General features: G+C 64.4%; 15 protein-coding genes. 8 read left to right on the top strand and 7 right to left on the bottom strand.

What is annotated here, in order from left to right:
* Positions 1-256: 256 nt before the first annotated feature.
* The 7 genes from J2W40_RS19320 to trxA are packed head-to-tail and all read left to right on the top strand — an operon-like array spanning position 257 to position 11477.
* Entirely contained in the window at positions 257-2602 is a 2346-nt protein-coding gene (locus J2W40_RS19320; protein WP_310227601.1) for a sensor histidine kinase, read from the top strand.
* Entirely contained in the window at positions 2595-3053 is a 459-nt protein-coding gene (tsaE, locus tag J2W40_RS19315) for a tRNA (adenosine(37)-N6)-threonylcarbamoyltransferase complex ATPase subunit type 1 TsaE (RefSeq protein ID WP_310227600.1), read from the top strand. The genes J2W40_RS19320 and tsaE overlap by 8 nt, the downstream gene beginning before the upstream one ends.
* On the top strand, positions 3050-4036 hold the full coding sequence (locus J2W40_RS19310) for an aminoglycoside phosphotransferase family protein (RefSeq protein WP_310227599.1): 987 nt from the start codon (positions 3050-3052) through the stop codon (positions 4034-4036). Before tsaE ends, J2W40_RS19310 begins: the two co-directional genes overlap by 4 nt.
* Positions 4033-4743 (top strand): nucleotidyltransferase family protein, encoded by a 711-nt coding sequence (locus J2W40_RS19305; RefSeq protein ID WP_310227598.1) that lies wholly within the window; start codon positions 4033-4035, stop codon positions 4741-4743. The genes J2W40_RS19310 and J2W40_RS19305 overlap by 4 nt, the downstream gene beginning before the upstream one ends.
* Positions 4736-7708: a double-strand break repair protein AddB gene (gene addB, locus J2W40_RS19300; RefSeq protein WP_310227597.1), complete on the top strand. Its 2973-nt coding sequence runs from the start codon at positions 4736-4738 to the stop codon at positions 7706-7708. The genes J2W40_RS19305 and addB overlap by 8 nt, the downstream gene beginning before the upstream one ends.
* Positions 7689-11126 carry a double-strand break repair helicase AddA gene (gene addA / locus J2W40_RS19295; protein WP_310227596.1) on the top strand — a complete coding sequence of 1146 codons (3438 nt, stop codon included), beginning with the start codon at positions 7689-7691 and terminating at the stop codon, positions 11124-11126. Before addB ends, addA begins: the two co-directional genes overlap by 20 nt.
* A gap of 30 nt (positions 11127-11156) precedes the next feature.
* The gene (gene trxA, locus J2W40_RS19290; RefSeq protein WP_310227595.1) at positions 11157-11477 is read left to right on the top strand and encodes a thioredoxin TrxA; all 321 of its coding nucleotides are present in this window, start codon (positions 11157-11159) and stop codon (positions 11475-11477) included.
* A gap of 21 nt (positions 11478-11498) precedes the next feature.
* On the opposite strand, the gene J2W40_RS19285 is transcribed toward trxA, so the two are convergent.
* The 5 genes from J2W40_RS19285 to coxB all read right to left on the bottom strand — a co-directional run bounded on the left by J2W40_RS19285 (position 11499) and on the right by coxB (position 17061).
* Positions 11499-12299, bottom strand: coding sequence for an inositol monophosphatase family protein (locus J2W40_RS19285; protein ID WP_310227594.1), 801 nt, complete (start codon positions 12297-12299; stop codon positions 11499-11501).
* Positions 12299-13522, bottom strand: coding sequence for a bifunctional glutamate N-acetyltransferase/amino-acid acetyltransferase ArgJ (gene argJ, locus J2W40_RS19280; protein WP_310227593.1), 1224 nt, complete (start codon positions 13520-13522; stop codon positions 12299-12301). Before argJ ends, J2W40_RS19285 begins: the two co-directional genes overlap by 1 nt.
* An 88-nt stretch (positions 13523-13610) precedes the next feature.
* A complete protein-coding gene (locus tag J2W40_RS19275; protein ID WP_310227592.1) occupies positions 13611-13922 on the bottom strand; it encodes a hypothetical protein in 312 nt (103 codons plus the stop codon).
* Entirely contained in the window at positions 13919-16420 is a 2502-nt protein-coding gene (gene ctaD, locus J2W40_RS19270; protein ID WP_310227591.1) for a cytochrome c oxidase subunit I, read from the bottom strand. Before ctaD ends, J2W40_RS19275 begins: the two co-directional genes overlap by 4 nt.
* Positions 16417-17061, bottom strand: a complete 645-nt coding sequence (gene coxB, locus J2W40_RS19265; RefSeq protein ID WP_310227590.1) for a cytochrome c oxidase subunit II — start codon at positions 17059-17061, stop codon at positions 16417-16419. Before coxB ends, ctaD begins: the two co-directional genes overlap by 4 nt.
* A gap of 30 nt (positions 17062-17091) precedes the next feature.
* On the opposite strand from coxB, the gene J2W40_RS19260 reads away from it, so the two are divergent.
* A complete protein-coding gene (locus J2W40_RS19260; protein ID WP_310227589.1) occupies positions 17092-17610 on the top strand; it encodes a DUF2231 domain-containing protein in 519 nt (172 codons plus the stop codon).
* Here J2W40_RS19260 and J2W40_RS19255 read toward each other — a convergent pair.
* Together J2W40_RS19255 and J2W40_RS19250 are read right to left on the bottom strand one after the other, a co-directional pair.
* Positions 17577-18068, bottom strand: a complete 492-nt coding sequence (locus J2W40_RS19255; protein ID WP_310227588.1) for a CopD family protein — start codon at positions 18066-18068, stop codon at positions 17577-17579. The genes J2W40_RS19260 and J2W40_RS19255 overlap by 34 nt on opposite strands.
* Positions 18065-18760: a cytochrome c oxidase assembly protein gene (locus J2W40_RS19250; RefSeq protein ID WP_310227587.1), complete on the bottom strand. Its 696-nt coding sequence runs from the start codon at positions 18758-18760 to the stop codon at positions 18065-18067. Before J2W40_RS19250 ends, J2W40_RS19255 begins: the two co-directional genes overlap by 4 nt.
* Positions 18761-18776 lie beyond the last annotated feature (16 nt).

Below are 18776 nucleotides of genomic sequence, written 5' to 3'. Positions count from 1 at the left end.
GCCGAAAACTCATCCATCGGGCGCCTCCAACCATGGAGACTGCCCAAGAATCCCATTCGATCAATCGTTCAAGCCCATATGCGATTCCCCTGCCCACAGGGGGAGGATTTCGTTTGATTTGCTTTATCAAGCCCTGCCGTCATTCTATTATCAATTCTTTGCATCCCCGCTTCCCGCTGCGCCCGACTTGGGATAGTCCGGGCGCAATTATGAACAAGGACAGGCAGGTTCGGCGAAAGGGAGAGACTGCGTCATGATGACGCTCAGCCCCCTTGCCGCCATCATATTAGGAGTCGTGCTGGCCGGATGGCTGGCAGCGGCCGTATGGGCGATTGCCAGCGGACAGCGGATGCGCCGCGAAGGTATGCAGGCGCAGGGCAAATTCGACCGGCTTGCCACGTTGCTTGCCTCGGCGCCTGCCGCGCCCGTCATCATTCACCCCGATGGACGTATGGAAGCGGCCGATCGCCTGGCAAAATGGCTTGGCAAGCCGCGTGTGCCCAACTTTGTGTCTGAACTCACGGCCGCCGATGGCGGGCTGGAGCCGGAAGATGCGGCCGCGCTTGCCGGTGAGATTGCGTCGGCGCAACGCGCTGGCAAGAGCTTCTCGGTGCCAGTGCGGGGGACAGGGTCTTCGCGTTTGCTGTTGGTGCGCGGTGCGCCGGCCGCGCCGGAACTGGCCTCCAGTGGCGGCGTGGTGTTGTGGATATTCGACGCAACCGACAGCCAAGCGGAAATACGTTCGCTCCAAAGCAAGGTCGGCCAGCTTAGCGACGCGCTCGAAGCGCTCGCAGGGCTGGTCGAGGCTGCGCCTTTCCCGATGTGGCACCGGACCCCCGACCTTCGCCTCAGCCTCGTCAACAGCGCCTATGTCCATGCCGTGGACGGTGGCAGCGCCCATGACGTCATCGCGCAGGGCATCGAACTGGTCGAGCCTGTGGGTGGCCTTTCCCCGCAATCCGCCGCAGCCGAGGCGGTGGCGCAGGACGAACCGATCGCCCGTATGGTGCCAGCAACCATTGACGGCGAACGGCGCACGATGCGCGTGGTCGACGTGCCGCTCGGCGTTGCCGGGGTCGCGGGCTATGCGATGGACCAGCATGAACTGGAACAGGCACGGGTGGAGCATCGTCGACTGGAAGCGGCGCAGCGCGACTTGCTCGATCGGCTGTCGGCTGGCGTAGCACGCTTTGGCCCCGACCGGGCGTTGCGCTTCTGGAACCAGCCTTTCATCAGCCTGTTCGCGCTGCGTCAGGAGCAACTGGCCGATTCGCCCTTGTTCGAGCGGGTGCTGGATCAGATGCGCGATGCGCGGCGCATTCCCGAACATCGCGATTTTCCCGCCTGGCGCGCGGAACGGCGCGACTGGTTCCTGTCGCCCGACCCGCGCGAGGAAAATTGGCTGTTGCAGGACGGCACCCATTTGCGCGTCTATGCGCAGCCCTTGCCCGATGGCGGCCTACTGCTGATCTTCGAGGATCGCACCGAGCAGGTGCAGTTGTCGAGCGCGCGCGACACGCTGCTGCGGGTGCGGACGGCGACCTTTGACAATCTGTTCGAGTCGATCGGCGTGTTCTCGTCCGACGGGCGGCTGCAGATGTGGAACAGCCGGTTCCGCAGCATCTGGGGCGCGACCGAAGAGATGCTGGCCAAGCACCCCCGTATCGACGACCTGATGCGCGACGTGCAGGCGCGGCTCGCCAAGCCGCAACAGGCCAATCTGGTCCGCGAACTGGTCCGCGCCGCCACGATCGAGCGCAAGCAACGCGCAGGCCATGTCGGCTTTGCCGATGGGCGCATCTTCGAATTTGCCGCCATTCCGCTGCCCGACGGCAATGCGCTGTTCACCATGCTCGACGTGACCGACAGTCGCCGGGTCGAACAGGTGCTGCGCGACCGCAACGAGGCGCTGGAGCAGGCGGATCAGGTCAAGACTGCCTTCGTCACCAATATGAGCTATGAACTGCGCACCCCGCTGACCACCATCGCTGGCTTTGCCGAGATGATGAGCGCGGGCTATGCGGGCGAACTCAGCCCATCGGCCAAGGACTATGTCGATGGCATCCTTCAGAGCACAGGCCGCCTCGCCATGCTGATCGACAATGTGCTGGACCTGACCCAGGGCGAGGCGGGCACCCTGCCGATCGACCGCGCGCCCGTTGATCTGGCGGCCGTGGCGCGAGAAAGCGCCAACCGGCTGAGCGCAGACGCGAAGGCCAAGGGCATTGACCTCGCCGTTTCACTGGAAAACAGTCTGGGCGTGGTGCAGGGCGACGCCCGGCGCATCGGCCAGGCGATCGACCATTTGCTCGACAATGCGCTGGCCCATTGCGGCAAGGGCGCGCGCGTATTGCTTCACGGCGATGGCGGTGCCGACAAGGCGCGGATCGTTATTTCCGACAATGGTCCAGGCATCCCGACGGCGCAACAGGATGCGATTTTCGATCCGACAGCGCGCGCGGGTCAGGCGCGGGCCGGGGGCCGTGCGGGCATCGGCCTGCCGCTCGCCCGGCAACTGGCGCAGGCGCATGGCGGCACGTTGCAACTCGTGTCCGAAGCAGGGCAGGGCACCATGATCGTGATCGAGCTGCCGCGTGGCTGACCGCGCCATCCATCTGGCCGACGAAGCGGCAATGCTCGATCTTGGCCATCGCCTTGCGGTGCAGGCGCGTATCGGCGACGTGATCGCGCTCTACGGTGGACTGGGCGCGGGCAAGACGACGCTGGCGCGTGGCATTCTGGAAGCGCTGGGGCTGGAAGGCGAGGCACCCAGTCCGAGCTTCGCGATCGTCCAACCCTATGACGTGCCCGAAGTCCGCCTGCCGGTCGCCCATGTCGATCTCTACCGGCTGGACGACGCGCGAGAGGCCGAGGAACTGGCGCTGGGTGATTATCTGATGGACAGCCTGTTGATCATCGAATGGCCCGACCGGCTGGGCGATGCGCTGTGGCCGCATGCGCTACGATTGACCATTGCGTTCGACCCGGATGGCGGACGGCGCTTGACAGCGGACGTGCCGGACGCTTGGACGGAGCGATGGTCACAGCTATGATCCCGCCCGCTGCCGCGCCCGCTTTCCTCGCCCGCGCGGGCTGGGGCGACGCCGCCATCGTTCCGCTTGCAGGCGATGCCTCCTTCCGCCGCTATTTCAGGGTTATCGAGGATAGCCGCCGGGCGGTTTTGATGGACGCACCGCCGCCGCACGAAGATCCCCGCCCGTTCATCGCCATCGCCGAACATCTGCTGACCGATGGCTTTGCCGCGCCCCGCATATTGGCGCGCGACTTGGACGACGGGCTGGTGCTGATCGAGGATTTCGGCGACCTGCGGGTCAAGGAGCATCTCGATGCTCGGCCCGATGAGGAAATGGCCGTCTACGCCCGCGCGATCGACCTGCTCGCCGACCTGCATCGCCTGCCTGCCGCGCCCGTGCCCGCCTATGACCGCGCCGTCTATCAGCGCGAGGTCGGGCTGCTGACGGAATGGTATTGCCCGGCGATCGGCCTCGCGGTCGATCAGGATGCTTATGTTGCAGCTTGGGATGCCGTGCTGCCGCAGGTCGAGCAGTCGGCCAGCCCGACCGTCACGGTGCTGCGCGACTATCATGCCGAAAATATCATGCTGATCGACCGGGCGGCATCGCATGGTCTCGGCCTGCTCGATTTTCAGGACGCGCTCGCCGGGCATCCCGCTTATGATCTCGTCTCGCTGTTGCAGGATGCGCGGCGCGATGTGCCGCCTGCCGTCGAGGCGGCTATGCTGGCGCATTACAAGGCCGTGGCGCAGCCCCCCGCTGATTTCGACGCCGCTTATGCCGTGCTGGGGGCGCAGCGCAATGCCAAGATCATCGGCATCTTCACCCGCTTGTGGCAGCGCGACGGTAAGCCGCGCTACCTTTCCTACCTGCCGCGCATGTGGGGCCTGCTGGAGCGCGACCTCGCGCATCCCGCTCTGGCCCCGGTGGCCGACTGGTTTGCCGCGAACATCCCGACCGAAAAGCGCCATGAGGCGCTCACGGAGTTTGCGGCGGCATGATCGATACGGCGATGCTGATGGCGGCGGGGCTTGGCAAGCGGATGCGTCCGCTCACCGCGACGCGGCCCAAGCCGCTGGTCAAAGTGGCGGGCCAGCCGCTGATGGACCATGCGCTTGACCGGCTGGAAGCGGGCGGCATCCGCAAGGTGGTGGTGAATGTCCATTATCTTGCCGACACGGTCGAGGCGCATCTGCGCGCGCGCAAGGGCGGGACGGAGTTCCTGATCTCCGACGAGCGTGCCAAATTGCTGGAGACGGGCGGTGGTCTGGTCCATGCCAAGCCGCTGCTCGGCGACAAGCCCTTCATCTGCGCCAATAGCGACAATCTGTGGATTGACGGGCCGCAGGATACGCTGGCGCTGATGCAGCGCCATTGGGATGCCGACTGCATGGACGCGCTGCTGTTGCTGGTGCCGCTGGCGCGGGCCAACTGCCATAATGGGCCGGGCGATTTCCATATGGACGCCAATGGGCGGCTGACCCGGCGCAAGAGCGCGCATGTCGCGCCCTTCGTCTTTACTGGCGTACAGATCCTATCTCCGTCGCTGTTGGTCGATCCGCCCGGCGACGTCTTTTCCACCAACATCTTCTGGTCGCGCGCGATCGCGGCCGGGCGGCTCTACGGCGTGTCGCATCAGGGGCTATGGTTCGACGTCGGTACGCCGCAGGCCATTCCCGTGGTCGAAGCTATGCTCGCCCATGGGTGATCGCGGACAGCCCGCACTCTTCACCATACCCGCGCATCGCGCCTTTGCTGATGCCCTTGTCGCGGGCATCATGGCGCGGCAAGGACGCGATCCGCTGGCGCTGTCGCGGGGCATGATCCTGTTGCCCAGCAATCGCGGCGTGCGGGCAGTCGCCGATGCGTTCGTGCGCGCCTCGGGTGGTGGATTGCTGTTGCCGCGGCTTATTCCGATCGGCGACCCGGACATAGGTGAACAAGTGGGTGGGGCGCTCGATCCATTGGGCGAGGATGATCCGATTGCGCCCGCAATCGCGCCGATGCAAAGGCAAATGATTCTGGCCCGACTGGTGCAGCAGGCGCAGCCGGGCATCGATGCCGGACAGGCGTTGAAACTGGGGCAGGCGCTGGGACAGGTGCTGGACCAGATGCAGGTCGAACGGCTGGCCCCGGATGCGCTGCGCAAGCTCAGCCTTTCGGATGAATTGTCAGGTCATTGGCAGAAGTCATTGACCCTGTTTGAGATTATCATTGCACGCTGGCCCGTCGAATTGGCGCGACTGGGCTGCATCGATCTGGTCGATCGGCGCAACCGCCTGTTCGATCGGCTGGCCAAACGCTGGGCCGAAGCGCCACCCACCGGCTTCGTCGTGGCGGCGGGTATTTCCACCACGGCCCCTGCGGTGGCCGGACTGTTGCGCAGGATCGGCGAGATGCCGAGCGGCATGGTGGTGTTCGCCGGGCTGGACCAGCATATGGACGATGCGGCCTGGCAGGCGATCGGCCCGTTCGATCCTGACCCGGTGACGGGCCGCGCGCCTGCGGGGCATGAGAGCCACCCCCAATATGCGCTCAAGCGCCTGCTTCACGCCATGAGCGCGACGCGCGACGATGTGGCGCAATGGCGCTGGGGCAGCGAGCATGATGCGCGGGCGGTGCGCGGGCGCAATATTTCCAACGCGATGCTGCCGCCAAAGCTCACTAGCGGCTGGCGCGACCTCAAGACCGCCGATCGCTCGCTCGCCGGGGTCGAGGCGCTGGATGTCGCGACGCCGGGTGAAGAAGCGCAGGCCATCGCCATCGCGCTGCGAGAGGCATTGGAAACGCCGGGACGGACCGCAGCTTTGGTGACGCCAGACCGGCAATTGGCGACGCGCGTGTCCGCGCATCTGCGCCGATGGGGGATAGAGGCGGACGATTCGGCGGGCTTGCCGCTCTCTCGCTTGCCACCGGGCACGCTGCTGATAGCGATGGCGCAGGCGGTGGCGGAGCGCTTTGCGCCGGTCGCGCTGCTGACGCTGCTCAAACATCCGCTGGTGATGCGCGGGGAGGGGCGTCTGGCGTGGCTGGAAGGCGTGCGTGGCTTGGATCTGCTGCTGCGCGGCCCGCGTCCGCAGGCTGGGCTAATCGGCATCGATCAATTATTGCGCCCGCGCGAGGATGAGGACCGGCAGGGCACCTTGCGCGAACAGGTGCGCGATTGGTGGCCGCAGGCGCGCGCGCTGCTCGAACCGCTGGAGCGTGCATTCCTCGCAACGCCGGACCTGTCGGGCCAGCTTGCCGCCATCCGCGAGCAGGCGGGTGCGTTGACGGGCGATGCGATTTGGGCCGGGCATCAGGGGCAGGCCGCCGCCGATCTGTTCGCAGACATGGAGGCGGCCGCGCCCGAAGGGCCGCGGCAGGCCGATATGCGCGCTTTGCCCGTGCTGCTCGATCACATGCTGGGCGGCGTGTCGGTGCGTCCACCACAGGGCGGTCATCCGCGCATCGCGATTCTGGGCCTGATCGAGGCGCGGCTGCAACAGGCCGATCTCATGGTGCTGGGTGGCCTCAATGAAGGCACCTGGCCTGGCCTGCCCGCCTCTGATCCGTGGCTTGCGCCGCGCATCCGCCACGAACTCGGCCTGCCGGGGCTGGAAACCCGCATTGGCCTTGCCGCGCATGATTTCGCCAGTGCGCTGGGCGCGCCGCATGTCCTCATCACCCGTGCCCGGCGCGGCAGTGGCGGCCCGGCGGTCGCCTCGCGCTTCTGGCTACGGTTGAAGGCCATGTCCGGCCCGCAATGGAAAAGCGCCGACCGCTATGCCGCGCTGGCGCAGGCGATCGACCGGCCCGATGGCCATCACCCGGCTTCGCGGCCTGCGCCGGTGCCGCCTTTGTCCGTTCGGCCAAGGCTGATCCCGGTCACCGATGTCGATCGGCTCAAGGCCGACCCCTATGCCTTCTACGCCCGGCGTATCTTGCGCCTTGCTCGGCTCGATCCTGTCGATGCCGATGCGGGACCGGCCTGGCGCGGGACGGCGGTGCATGAAATCCTCCAGCATTGGGCAGAGGCGGGCACGCTCGACCCCGCTGACCTCGAAGCCCGCGCGCAGGCTATGTTCGACCGGCCCGAAGTCCATCCCTTGCTCAAAGCCTTGTGGCAACCGCGCCTGATGGAAGCGATCCGCTGGATCGCGGCGGAAGTCGCCAAGGACAAGGCGGCGGGGCGCACCATATTGGCGGTCGAGCGCGAAGGCCGGGCTGAGGTCGCCGAGGTTACGCTGATGGGCAAGGCTGACCGGATCGACAGCTTGCCCGACGGCACGCTCGGCGTCATCGACTATAAGACCGGCAAGCCGCCCAGCGCCAAGATGGTGAAGGCGGGCTATTCGCTGCAACTCGGCCTGCTGGGCGTCATCGCCGAAATGGGCGGTTTTGCGGGGCTGGGCGATCAGCCGCGTGCGGCTGACTTCGAATATTGGTCGCTCGCCAAGAAGGGCGATCAGTTTGGCTATCGGGAAAGCCCGGTCGATCCAACAGGCAGCCGTGGCAAGATCGTCACGTCCAGTTTCACCGCCCATGCCCATGAGCAATTCAGTGGATTGGTCGCGGACTATCTGCTTGGCACCGCGCCCTTTACCGCGCAACTCAACCCGGAAGTCGCCAATTATGGCGATTATGACCAGCTTATGCGGCTGGAGGAATGGTATGGCCGCGACGATGGCTAAGGCGCGCCCACTTCAGAAGCTGCTCGGCAATCAGGCGCAGGCCGCCGCGCCCGACGCCCATGTCTGGCTGTCCGCGTCGGCGGGAACGGGTAAGACCCATGTGCTGACCGCGCGCGTGTTCCGCCTGCTGCTGCAGGGCGTGCGCCCGGAAAATATCCTCTGCCTGACCTTCACCAAGGCAGGCGCGGCGGAAATGGCCGATCGCATCCATGACCGGCTCGCCGCCTGGGTGCAGATGGATGACAAGGGGTTGTTCGCTGACCTTGAGGCTTTGGGCGAAGAGTCCGGCCCCGATGCCCGTGAGCGTGCCCGCCGCCTGTTCGCCGAAGTGCTGGAATCAACGGGTGGTGGTCTGCGCATCCAGACCATTCATGGCTTTTGCCAGCAATTGCTGACCGCCTTTCCGCTGGAAGCCGACCTGGTGCCGGGCTTCCGTCCGCTCGACCAGCGTGAACAGAGCGCCTTGGCGCGGCAGACTTTGGCGGATATGGCGGTGCGGGCGCAGGAGCAGGGCGATGGCGCGCTGATCGGCGCGCTTCAGGCGATCAGCCTGCGGTTGGGCGAGGGCGGGGCGGAACATTTCCTGCTGCGCTGCGCCGCGCGCGGCGATGCGCTGGCGGCGCTGCCCGATCCAATCGCCCCTTGGCTGGCGGGTCAGTTTAACCTGCCGGAAGGTGATATTGATCAACGGCTTGCCGACCAATGTTCCGATGATGTCTTCGACATGCGGACCTTGTCCGCGCTGGTCGCCGCCAATGTCGCATGGGGCAAGGGGCGGGGATTGGAACGCTGTGACCGGATCGCTGCCTGGCGCGCCGCCGATCCCGCCACCCGCGCGGCGACCCTGTCCGATCTGCATCGCGCCTGGGCTAAGACGGATGGTGATCTGATTGAGGCCAAGGGCTGGGTGCCGCCGGACGATGGCTATCGCGCCTTGTCCGCGCGGCTGCACACACGCTGCGCCGAACTGCTCGCAACCAAGGCCCGCGCTGATTATGCTGCTTTGCTGGCGCAGGGGCTTCATGCCGGACATGCTTATGCCATGGCTTATGCCGAGGGCAAGCGGCTGGCAGGGGCCGTCGATTTCGAGGATCTGATCGCGCGCGCGGCCGGCCTGTTGGAGCAGGACGGCATCGCCGAGTGGATTCGCTACAAGCTCGACCAGCGGATCGACCATATATTGGTGGATGAGGCGCAGGACACTAATGCCGCGCAATGGCGCATCGTTCGCACATTGGCCGAAGAGTTTTTCGCAACCGAATGGGAAGCGGGCGAAAAAATCCGCACCATCTTCACGGTTGGCGATTTCAAACAGGCAATCTTCGGCTTTCAGGGGACCAGCCCCGCCAATTTCGCCGCCGCGCAAATCCTGTTCCAGCGCGATGCCGACCAGTCGGGCCACAGGCTCCACGACCTGTCGCTGGACCATAGTTTCCGCTCTACCCCGGCGGTGCTGGACGTAGTGGACCGCACCATCTCGACCCTCGACGCGGGGCGGTTGGGTCTGGAACCGGGCGATGTGCGCCACATCAGCGCCAATCTCCACCCCGGCGAAGTGCAATTGTGGAAGCCGGTGATCGCGGGCCTGTCCGACGATGCCGAGGGCGAGGAAAATTGGGCCGCCGATCAGGAGCGCAAGCTGGCCGAAAATATCGCGCGGCAGATCAAGAGTTGGATTGATGACGGGCTAATGCTCGAAAGCCGGGGTCGCCCGGTGCGCGCCGGCGACATCATGATCCTGGTGCGACGGCGCAATGAACTGGCGCGGCTGATCGTCGCCCGCCTCTATGAAGAAAAGGTCGCGGTTGCGGGGATCGACCGCCTCCGGCTCAATGCGCCGCTCGCCGTGCGCGACCTGCTCGCCGCGCTGCGCTTTGCGGTGCAGCCGGAGGATGATCTCAACCTCGCCGCGCTGCTGGTGTCGCCCTTGATCGGCTGGACCCAGGATGACCTCATGACCCGGCTGATAGGGCGGCGGGGCGGATTGTGGCGGCACCTGACCCACTCTCTGGACGATGGCCTGCTCCAGCCCTTGCGTGACCTGCTCGCGGTGGCGGATTTTTCGACGCCCTATCGCTATTTGGAAGCGATACTGTCGGGACCGATGGATGGCCGCCGTCGCTTGATCGACAGGCTGGGGACGGAAGCGGCCGACCCGATCGAGGAATTGCTGAACGCTGCCTTGGGATTCGAGCAGGACGATCACCCCTCGCTCCAGCGGTTCATCGACTGGTTCGACCGCGGCGAGGTGGACATCGTGCGCGATGCCGCGGCGGAGGGGGACAATCTGCGGCTGTTGACCGTACATGGGGCCAAGGGCTTGCAGGCTCCCATCGTCATTCTCGCCGACGCCTGCCTCGATCCCGATGCGGGCAACCGGATGGACGGACTGGAATGGAACGGCCTGCCGATCCTGCCGCCGCGCAAGCCCGAACGGCAGGGGCCGATCGGTGACCTCGCCGAAGAGGCGGCGCGGGTCGAGCGGCAAGAGCATTGGCGGTTGCTTTACGTCGCGCTGACGCGGGCGGAGGAGCGGCTGGTCGTAGCCGGATCGCTGGGTCCGGCGGCCAGGGGGCAGGTGAAGCCCGAAAGCTGGTATGGCGCAGTCGAGGCGGCGATGGAATCGCTCGGCGCACCGTGGGAAGATGATCCGATCTGGGGCCAGCTTCGCCGCTGGCGGGGGACTGAAACCCTCCCGCGCGCAAAGGCCGATGCCGACGTGGCCGAGGCGCGCGATAGCGTCGCCGAACCGGCCTGGTTGCGCCAGCCTGCGCCGGTCGAGGCGCGCCCACCGCGTCCGCTCGCGCCGTCGGCGGCGGTGGAGGATGACCAGCCCTATCCGCCGCCTACCCCTGCCATGCGCGCTGCGGCTGACCGGGGCCGCTGGCTCCATGCGCTGTTCGAGCGATTGCCCGCCGTGCCGGTTAATCGCCGCCGCGACGCTGCCGACCGCTGGCTGGCCCAGCAGGGCGCGGACGATAGGGCGCTGCGCCTAGAGGTGATCGACCAAGCCTTGCGCGTCATCGATGCGTCCGATTTCGCCGGACTGTTCGGGCCGGACGCACTGGCCGAAGCGCCGATCGCGGCGGTGGTGGGCGAAGCGGTGATTGCGGGCACGGTCGACCGGCTCTGTGTTGGCGCGGATCGCGTCCAGATCGTCGATTTCAAGACCGGGCGAGTCGCGCCGCTGACACTAGCCGAGGTGCCGATCGCCCATATCCGCCAGATGGCGGCCTATGTAGCGGCGCTGCAAGTCATCTTTCCCGATAGGGCGATCGAGGCGGGGCTGCTCTACACTAGCGCCGCGCGTCTCATCACCCTGCCGCCCGAACTGCTCGCTGCGCACAAGCCCGGCTTTGTGCCCGCGCAGGAGAATTTGCCGCTCCCGCCCGTTGAGCCGGGCGAGCAGGCGTCCTAGATAGCCAAGCAACGCAAGGAGAATAGCGACATGGCCACCAAGGCAGTAACTGACGCCAGCTTTCAGCAGGACGTGATCGACGCCGACAAGCCCGTGCTTGTCGATTTCTGGGCCGAATGGTGCGGTCCCTGTAAGATGATCGGCCCGGCTCTGGAGGAAATTTCCGAGGAACTGGGCGACAAGGTGGTGATCGCAAAGGTCAATATCGACGAGAATCCCGACGCACCCGGCAAATATGGCGTGCGCGGCATCCCGACGATGATCCTGTTCAAAAATGGCGAAGCCGCCGCGACCAAGGTTGGTGCCGCGCCCAAGAGCGCGCTCAAGGGCTGGCTCGAAAGCGTCCTGTAAGATTGATGCAGGCGGGCAGGGTTAGCGGAACAAGATCTCCGCTGCCCTGTCCCACAAACGCGGCGAAGAGGCACCGAGCAGCCCCCTGCGCGTATCGCCCACGACATAGGGCGTCCCGTCGAGCCGCTGGCAGCATCCGCCCGCTTCGTTCAGGAACAATGTGCCCGCCGCATGGTCCCAGGGCAGGGTGCGCGCGAACACCGACACATCATTCTGTCCCAGCACCAGCCGAGGATATTGTTCGGCGGCGCAGCGGGGAATGTCCACCAGCGCGAAACGGTCTTGTGAACGCTGCTGAATGTCCGCCCGTTCCTCCGGCGTCATGAAATAGACCGCCAGCGCCGCGATCGGCAGGTCGCCGCCACTTTCGCGCGCCTGCACCTGTTCGCCGTCGATATGGCTGCCCCCGCCCAGCATGGCATAGCACAGGCGGCCAGTCAGTGGATCAAGTATCCAACCCGCCAGTGTCGCTCCGCCATCAACGAGCGCGATCATGATGCCGAAGGGTGGATGGCCCGCCGCGAAATTGCCGGTGCCGTCGATCGGGTCGATGATCCAGTTCAACCCGTCGCCCGCCCGATCAAGGATCGCCGGGTCTGCCGCGCAGGCTTCTTCGCCGATGATCCCGGCTTCGGGCAAGATCGCGGTCAGTCCTTCGGCCAGGCGAAGCTCGCTTTCCTTGTCAGCGATGGTGACCAGATCGTCGGCTGCCGCCTTGGCGCTGACCTCATGGCTTGCCAGATTGCGATAGCGGGGCATAACGATGTCGCGCGCGACATCACGCATCAGGTCGACGACGGGCCTGTGGATATCGAGTTGCATCAGCTACGATAGTCCGCATTGATCGCGATATAGCCATGCGTCAGGTCACAGGTCCACACCGTCGCACGGCCTTCGCCCAATCCTAGATCGACGCCGATCTGGATATCCTGCCCTTTGAGATGCGCGGCGACGGGCGCTTCGTCATAGCCTTCGACCGCCAGGCCGCCGGTCGCTACCTGCGTGGCACCAAAGCGGATCGACAGAAGGTCGCGATCGGCGGGTTCGCCTGCCTTGCCGATGGCCATGACGACCCGGCCCCAATTGGCGTCCTCACCCGCCAGCGCCGTCTTGACCAAGGGCGAATTGGCGATCGACAGGCCGATGCGATGCGCGCTTTCGTCGCTTACCGCACCTTCGACGCTGATCTCGACGAATTTGGTCGCGCCCTCGCCATCGCGTACGACCAAATGCGCGAGTTGGCGGCATAGATCCGTCAGCGCGGCGTGAAACGCATCCGTCCCCGCATCGTCCATGCTGGTGATCGGCGCATTGCCCGCCTTGCCGGTGGCAAAGGCCAGGACCGTGTCGCTGGTCGAGGTATCGCTATCGACCGTGATGCAGGAAAATGTCCGCTTGTTCGCCGCCGACAACATTTGTTGAAGCAGGGCCGGATCGATCGCCGCGTCGGTGAAGATATAGCCCAGCATCGTCGCCATATCCGGGGCGATCATGCCCGATCCCTTGATGATGCCGACCAGTTCTACGCGCGTGTCGCCGATCATCGCGGAAACATGGGCACCCTTGGCATAAGTGTCGGTTGTGCCGATGGTGGTGGCGGCTGCCTCCCAGTCGCAAGGCGCTGCGTCGAACGCTGCTTCCAGCCCTGCTTCGGCCTTGTCGATGGGCAGGGGCACACCAATCACCCCGGTCGATGAAATCAGCACGTCAGAGGGCAAGCACCCCAGATGATTGGCGACCTTCGCCGCAATCGCTTCCACCGCTGCGCGGCCACGATGCCCGGTAAAGGCATTGGCATTACCCGCATTGACCACCAGCGCCCGCGCCGACCCCAGTGGAATGGCATCGCGACACCATTCGACCTCCGGCGACGGGCACAGGCTTTGTGTCGTCACGCCCGCAACCGCAGTGCCTGCATCGAGTTCGACATAGGTAAGGTCGCAACGGTCCCAATCCTTGTAGCGCGCCTGCGCCACGCGCAGCTTCACACCGGCAATGGGCGGCAAGGCAGGGAAATAGGCGGGGGCGAGGGGGGAGCGCTGCATCTGTGTCTCGCTATAAAGTCGATGGATGCTCCTTTAGGCAGGCCGTGCCCCGGAACAAACAAGTTTTTCGTTTCGATGCCAGATGCCGTCAAACGCAGGCGGAGGTGAAGATAACGGGCGATCCGGTGATGATGGTGCCAGCGAGGCCCACCAGTGCGGACACGGTTGCCAAGCGTCGTTCCAATCCTTTTGGCAGCCGTATGGCCCAGCGGAGCACCACAACACCGCCTAGCGCGAAACAGACCCAGGTGACGACCATCGTCCACCGGAACGCCGAACCGCCGGGCAGGGGCCAGCCATGCCATCCGCCCGCGCAGCCAATACCGTGGAGGGCATAAAGAAGCGAAAAGGCCAAAGCCCACAGCCATAGGCCGACCGTCACGCGCCCCAGCATCCTCATGTCAGCACCATAGGCACGAACAGGCACGACAGCACGATGATCGTCACCACCGCGCCATAATTGGCGAACATCCGAGTTATCGTTGATTCCTGCGACCGGGCCACGGAGACATAGCCGGCGCCGATCCGGGCATGCAGGAAGATCGCACAGAAAAGCGCCATGAACGCATGCACCCCAGCATAGACGATCAGCGCCCAGCTTGCAGCGGCATAGGCGTGGCTGGTGGGCGAGGGCAGGGCAGTCACCCCCAATAGAGCCAGCGTCACGATCGCAACGACCTGCGCCAAGCCCGCCATGACCATCAAATATTGCGTCGCCGCCAACGCGCCCGTCATCAAAATGCTATGTGCCCGTTGCGCCAATAGGGCACCGGCCAACACTGCTAGCCCAGCGATCAGGCCAAACATCACACCACCGTCAATCAAAGCCGGCGGCGGCCAGTTAGGGGCGATGACCCAGAGAAAGGCGTAGCCGAACAGGAGCGACGAGAAGAGCGTGCCATTGGCCACCAGCAGCAAACGGCTTCCCCACCAGCCCGGTCCGCCATGCGCCTCCCGATGAACCGGGACCGACTGGCCGCAACCAATGGATACCGGCCCCACGTCCGATCGTGCGCCAAGCACCCATAACCACTGCCAGGCCATAATCGTGACGCCTGCGAGGGGGAGTAGCGCGAGCCAATAATAGCCCAACAGCAACGACAGGAAAAAACATCCGGTCACGGCTGCGGTTATCAACGGCAAACGGCTATTGCCCGGCAGAATGACGACATGGTCGATCGCCCCGCTGGTCGTATCCACCGCCATCGTCTCGCGCCAGCCATGTCTCGCTTCGGCCAGATATCCCTCACCCCGCGCCAGTTTGAGCGCGAGATCGGGGTCGTCCCGAAGCGGCTCTCGCCCCGTAATCTGGGGCTGGCTGGCGATGTTATAGGCCGTCGTGGGGATCGGCATGGCCCATTCGAGCGTGCCCGCGTGCCAGGGGTTTCGGCGGGTGCGGCGCGACATGAAAATCTGAAGCAGAACGTCGATTGCAAAAAGCGCGAAGCCGAACGTCATGATGAAGCTGCCGACCGACGACAGGAGGTTGAGCCAGGTCCAGCCCATTTCGTCGGAATATGTATAGATCCTGCGCGGCATCCCCAGCAATCCTGTCAGGTGCATCAGGAAAAAGGTCATGTTGAAACCTATCAGGATCAGCCAGAAGGCTGCCTCGCCCAACCGCTGAACGCGCGCGCGCCCAGTAAAATGGGGTAGCCAGTAATAAGCCCCGGCGAGCATGGGAAAGATGAACCCGCCGACCAGCACATAATGGAGATGAGCGACAACGAAATAGCTGTCATGCGCCTGCCAGTCGAACGGGACCATGGCCAGCATGACGCCGGTCAGTCCACCCAGCACGAAGACGATGAAAAAGCCAAGCAGATAGAGCATGGGCAGCTTCAGTTCGGGGCGACCGCTCCACAATGTGCCGATCCAGGCGAATATCTGCACGGCGGTCGGCACCGCCACGAGCGCGGACGCGGCCGAGAAGAAGCCGAGCGCCATATGCGGGATGCCCGTGGTGAACATATGATGCACCCACAGGCCGAAACTTAAGAAGGCCAGCGCCAGCAAGGCAGCGACGATCCAGCCATAGCCAAGGATATCGGTGCGGGCCATGACGGGCAACACGGTCGAGACCACCCCGGCGGCCGGGAGAAAGATGATATAGACTTCGGGATGCCCGAACAGCCAGAAAAGATGTTGCCACAAAAGCGCGCTGCCGCCACGCGCCGCATCGAAAAACGGCCAGTCGAACGCGCGTTCCACTTCAAGCAGGATGGACCCAAGGATAAGAGGCGGAAAGGCCACGATCATCATCAGGGCCGTGATGAGCAGATACCAGGCGAACAGCGGCATCCGGTCAAGGCTCATGCCCGGCGCGCGCAGCTTGAGAATGGACACCGTAATCTCAACAGCCGCCGCAATCGCCGAAATCTCGACGAAGGTGATGCCCAGCAGCCAGACATCGGCATTTATGCCCGGCGTATAGGCTTTGGAGGATAGCGGCGTGTACATGAACCAGCCGCCATCGGGTGCCACCCCAAATGCCAGCGCCGCGATCAGGATCGTTCCACCGAACAGATAACACCACCAGCCATAGGCCGACAGACGCGGAAAGGCCATGTCGCGGCTGCCCAGCATCTTGGGCAGCATATAAAGCGCCAATCCCTCGAACATGGGAATGGCGAACAGGAACATCATGATGCTGCCATGCATCGTGAAGAGCTGGTTGTAGATGGCCGGGCCGACAAAAGCGCTGCCGGGCGTCGCCAGTTGCGCCCGGATCAGCATGGCCAGCACGCCGCCGATCGCGAAGAAGGCAAAGGCCGCCAGGATGAAGCGCTTGCCGATATCGGAATGATTGACCGAACGGATGGTCCCGCGCCACCCCTTCGGCGTGCCCCATATCGCTGTCAGCGCCCGGTGCCGTTGCAGCGTCGTCATATTAGTCATTCTTCCCCCCGCTGGAACGCTGCCCAGCTTTCGGCATCATGCGCCATCACTTGGAAACGATTGGCGGTGTGGTTCAGACCGCAAAATTCGGCGCATTGCCCCTCGAACAGGCCGGGATCGCTCGCTTCTATCCGCAGGATATTCGTCAGGCCCGGTATCGCGTCCATCTTGCCACCCAGCCGTGGCACCCAGAAACTGTGGATCACATCAGCGGAGGCGATGCGCACGTCCACAGGCTGTCCCGCTGGAATATGCAGAATATTACGGGTTGCGATCGTCCCGTTTGCGCCGGGCTGGCGGAACGTCCAATACCATTGATGCCCGGTTGCCTCGACAGTCACGACATTGCTGGACGGTCGCGCAATGGTGCGTTCTCCCAGCATCAGCGCATAGCCCAAAAGCGCGATCAATATGACGCTGGGCATCGCGAGGCCAAGCCAGCCGATCCACAGACGACTATTTCGCGCGCCGCGAGGACCGCGCCGAAAGGCCAGCGCCAGCAAGCCCAGCGTCAACAGCGTCAATAGCGCCGACCCGCCCAGCATGACCCACCATAATGTCGCGATATGACCAGCGGCCGGCCCCGCGACATCCAGCGTTGACAACGGTCCGCCGCAACCGCCGACAATCAATGCTGGCATCAGGGCCATTATTCGGTGCAAAGCAGGGCCATGGACAAGGACATTCAATCCGACGACGCGCTGGTCGATCCGATTTCGGCTCAACCGCATTTTCATCGCACGGAATCGCAGATCGCGATTGCCGGTCACCCGATCCACGCCATGCTGGTGGCTTTTCCGATCGCGCTGACCATGTGTACCTTGGGTGCTGACGGCTTTTACTGGTGGACGGGCGACATTTTCTGGGCCCGCGCGGCCTTGTGGGCCAGTGGAATGGGATTTTTGTTCGGGTTGCTCGCTGGCCTTTCGGGCACGGTCGAATTGCTGCTCGTGCCTGGTATTCGTGCCCGTGCGGCGAGTTGGACCCATTTCGTCATCGCCGTGATGCTGCTCTCGATCCTGGGCGCGAACTGGGGCTATCGCCTGGGTTTCGGCTATGAACAGGCAGTGCTGCCCTGGGGCATAATGCTCTCCGCCTTCGCGGCTGGGTTTACGGCGATTACGGGCTGGCATGGCGGCAAGCTGGTGTTCGACTATCACATCGGCACCTCATCGACCGGCAAGGGCTGATCCATAGGCGTGGTCAGCCAGGTCGGCGCAAGCGTATTGCTCAGCAATGGCTTGGCCAGCACCAGCACTAATATGGCGCTCATGACGGCCAGCGACATGGTGACGAGTAGCACCGCGCTGGGCGGCTCATAATTGCCCTGCCGCTCGCCCATGTTGAGTGTGACATGACCGATCCACGCATGCAGCAGGACCAGCAATCCCACCACGACCAGCTTGGCGAACATCCAGGGGACGAACACGCCGCGCAGGAAGATGAGGGCGGTGCCCATCGCGATGGCGATGACCGCCGCCGGCGTCACCACCCCGACATAGGCGCGATGCGTCAATATCCGCAGCCGTGAGAAAGTGGCTTGCTGATGATCCTGGTCATGTTTCGCCAAAAGCAGCGGCAAGGCCACCAATCCCGCGCACCAGATCGACAGGGCCGCGATATGCAGCAGTTTGAGCAATATGATCATGCCGCCATTTCCGCCCGCGTCCACAGACGTCGCCCAATCAACCCCGCGATGATCGCATAGGGGATGATGCCTGGTGCCCACATGATGAGACCGGCAAGCTGTTGATCGGCCAATTGATCCAGTCCCCATTGCAGCGTCGTGCCGACATGCGCCTCATAAAGCCGCTGCGTCGCGAAAGTCAGCAAGGCTCCCAACATCCCCATCTGCACCATGGCGAGGATCGCCGCCAGTGTCGCTGGCACCGCAGGTGCGCTGAACAACGCCCGCCAGAACCAAAGCGCCGTGGAAAACAGACTCGCCTGCATCAGCCAATAGGTTGGGCTGTCCATCAACGCCCGATCATAGAATGAGGGGACATGCCACAACCAGAGCGTGGCTGTAGCCGCAAGCAGCGGCACGCCCAAGCCTTGGACATGGCGGGAGGGCAAGGCCAGTGCGATGAGCGGCGCAGCGACCGCAACCAGCAGGATGTGATGAAGGGCGCGCGCAGAAAACAGGGCGACGCTCAGGGCGCAGAGCGGCGAAACAAATGCCAGCGCCAATATCGCGACACCGCCCAGAGCAAGCTGCGGATGCTTCGTCCGCAGCGCAAAGGCGGCGCATAATGCCAGCGCCAGCAACAATAGCGGGTCGAAGTTCCAGCGACCGATCCATTCACCAGGCGATGGGGCGGTTCCGCAATAGCTTATCATTACCCCTGTTCCCTCA

This window comes from Sphingobium xenophagum (assembly GCF_031457465.1).
Lineage (GTDB): Bacteria > Pseudomonadota > Alphaproteobacteria > Sphingomonadales > Sphingomonadaceae > Sphingobium > Sphingobium xenophagum_A.
This window is presented reverse-complemented; position numbering and strand designations above follow the sequence as displayed.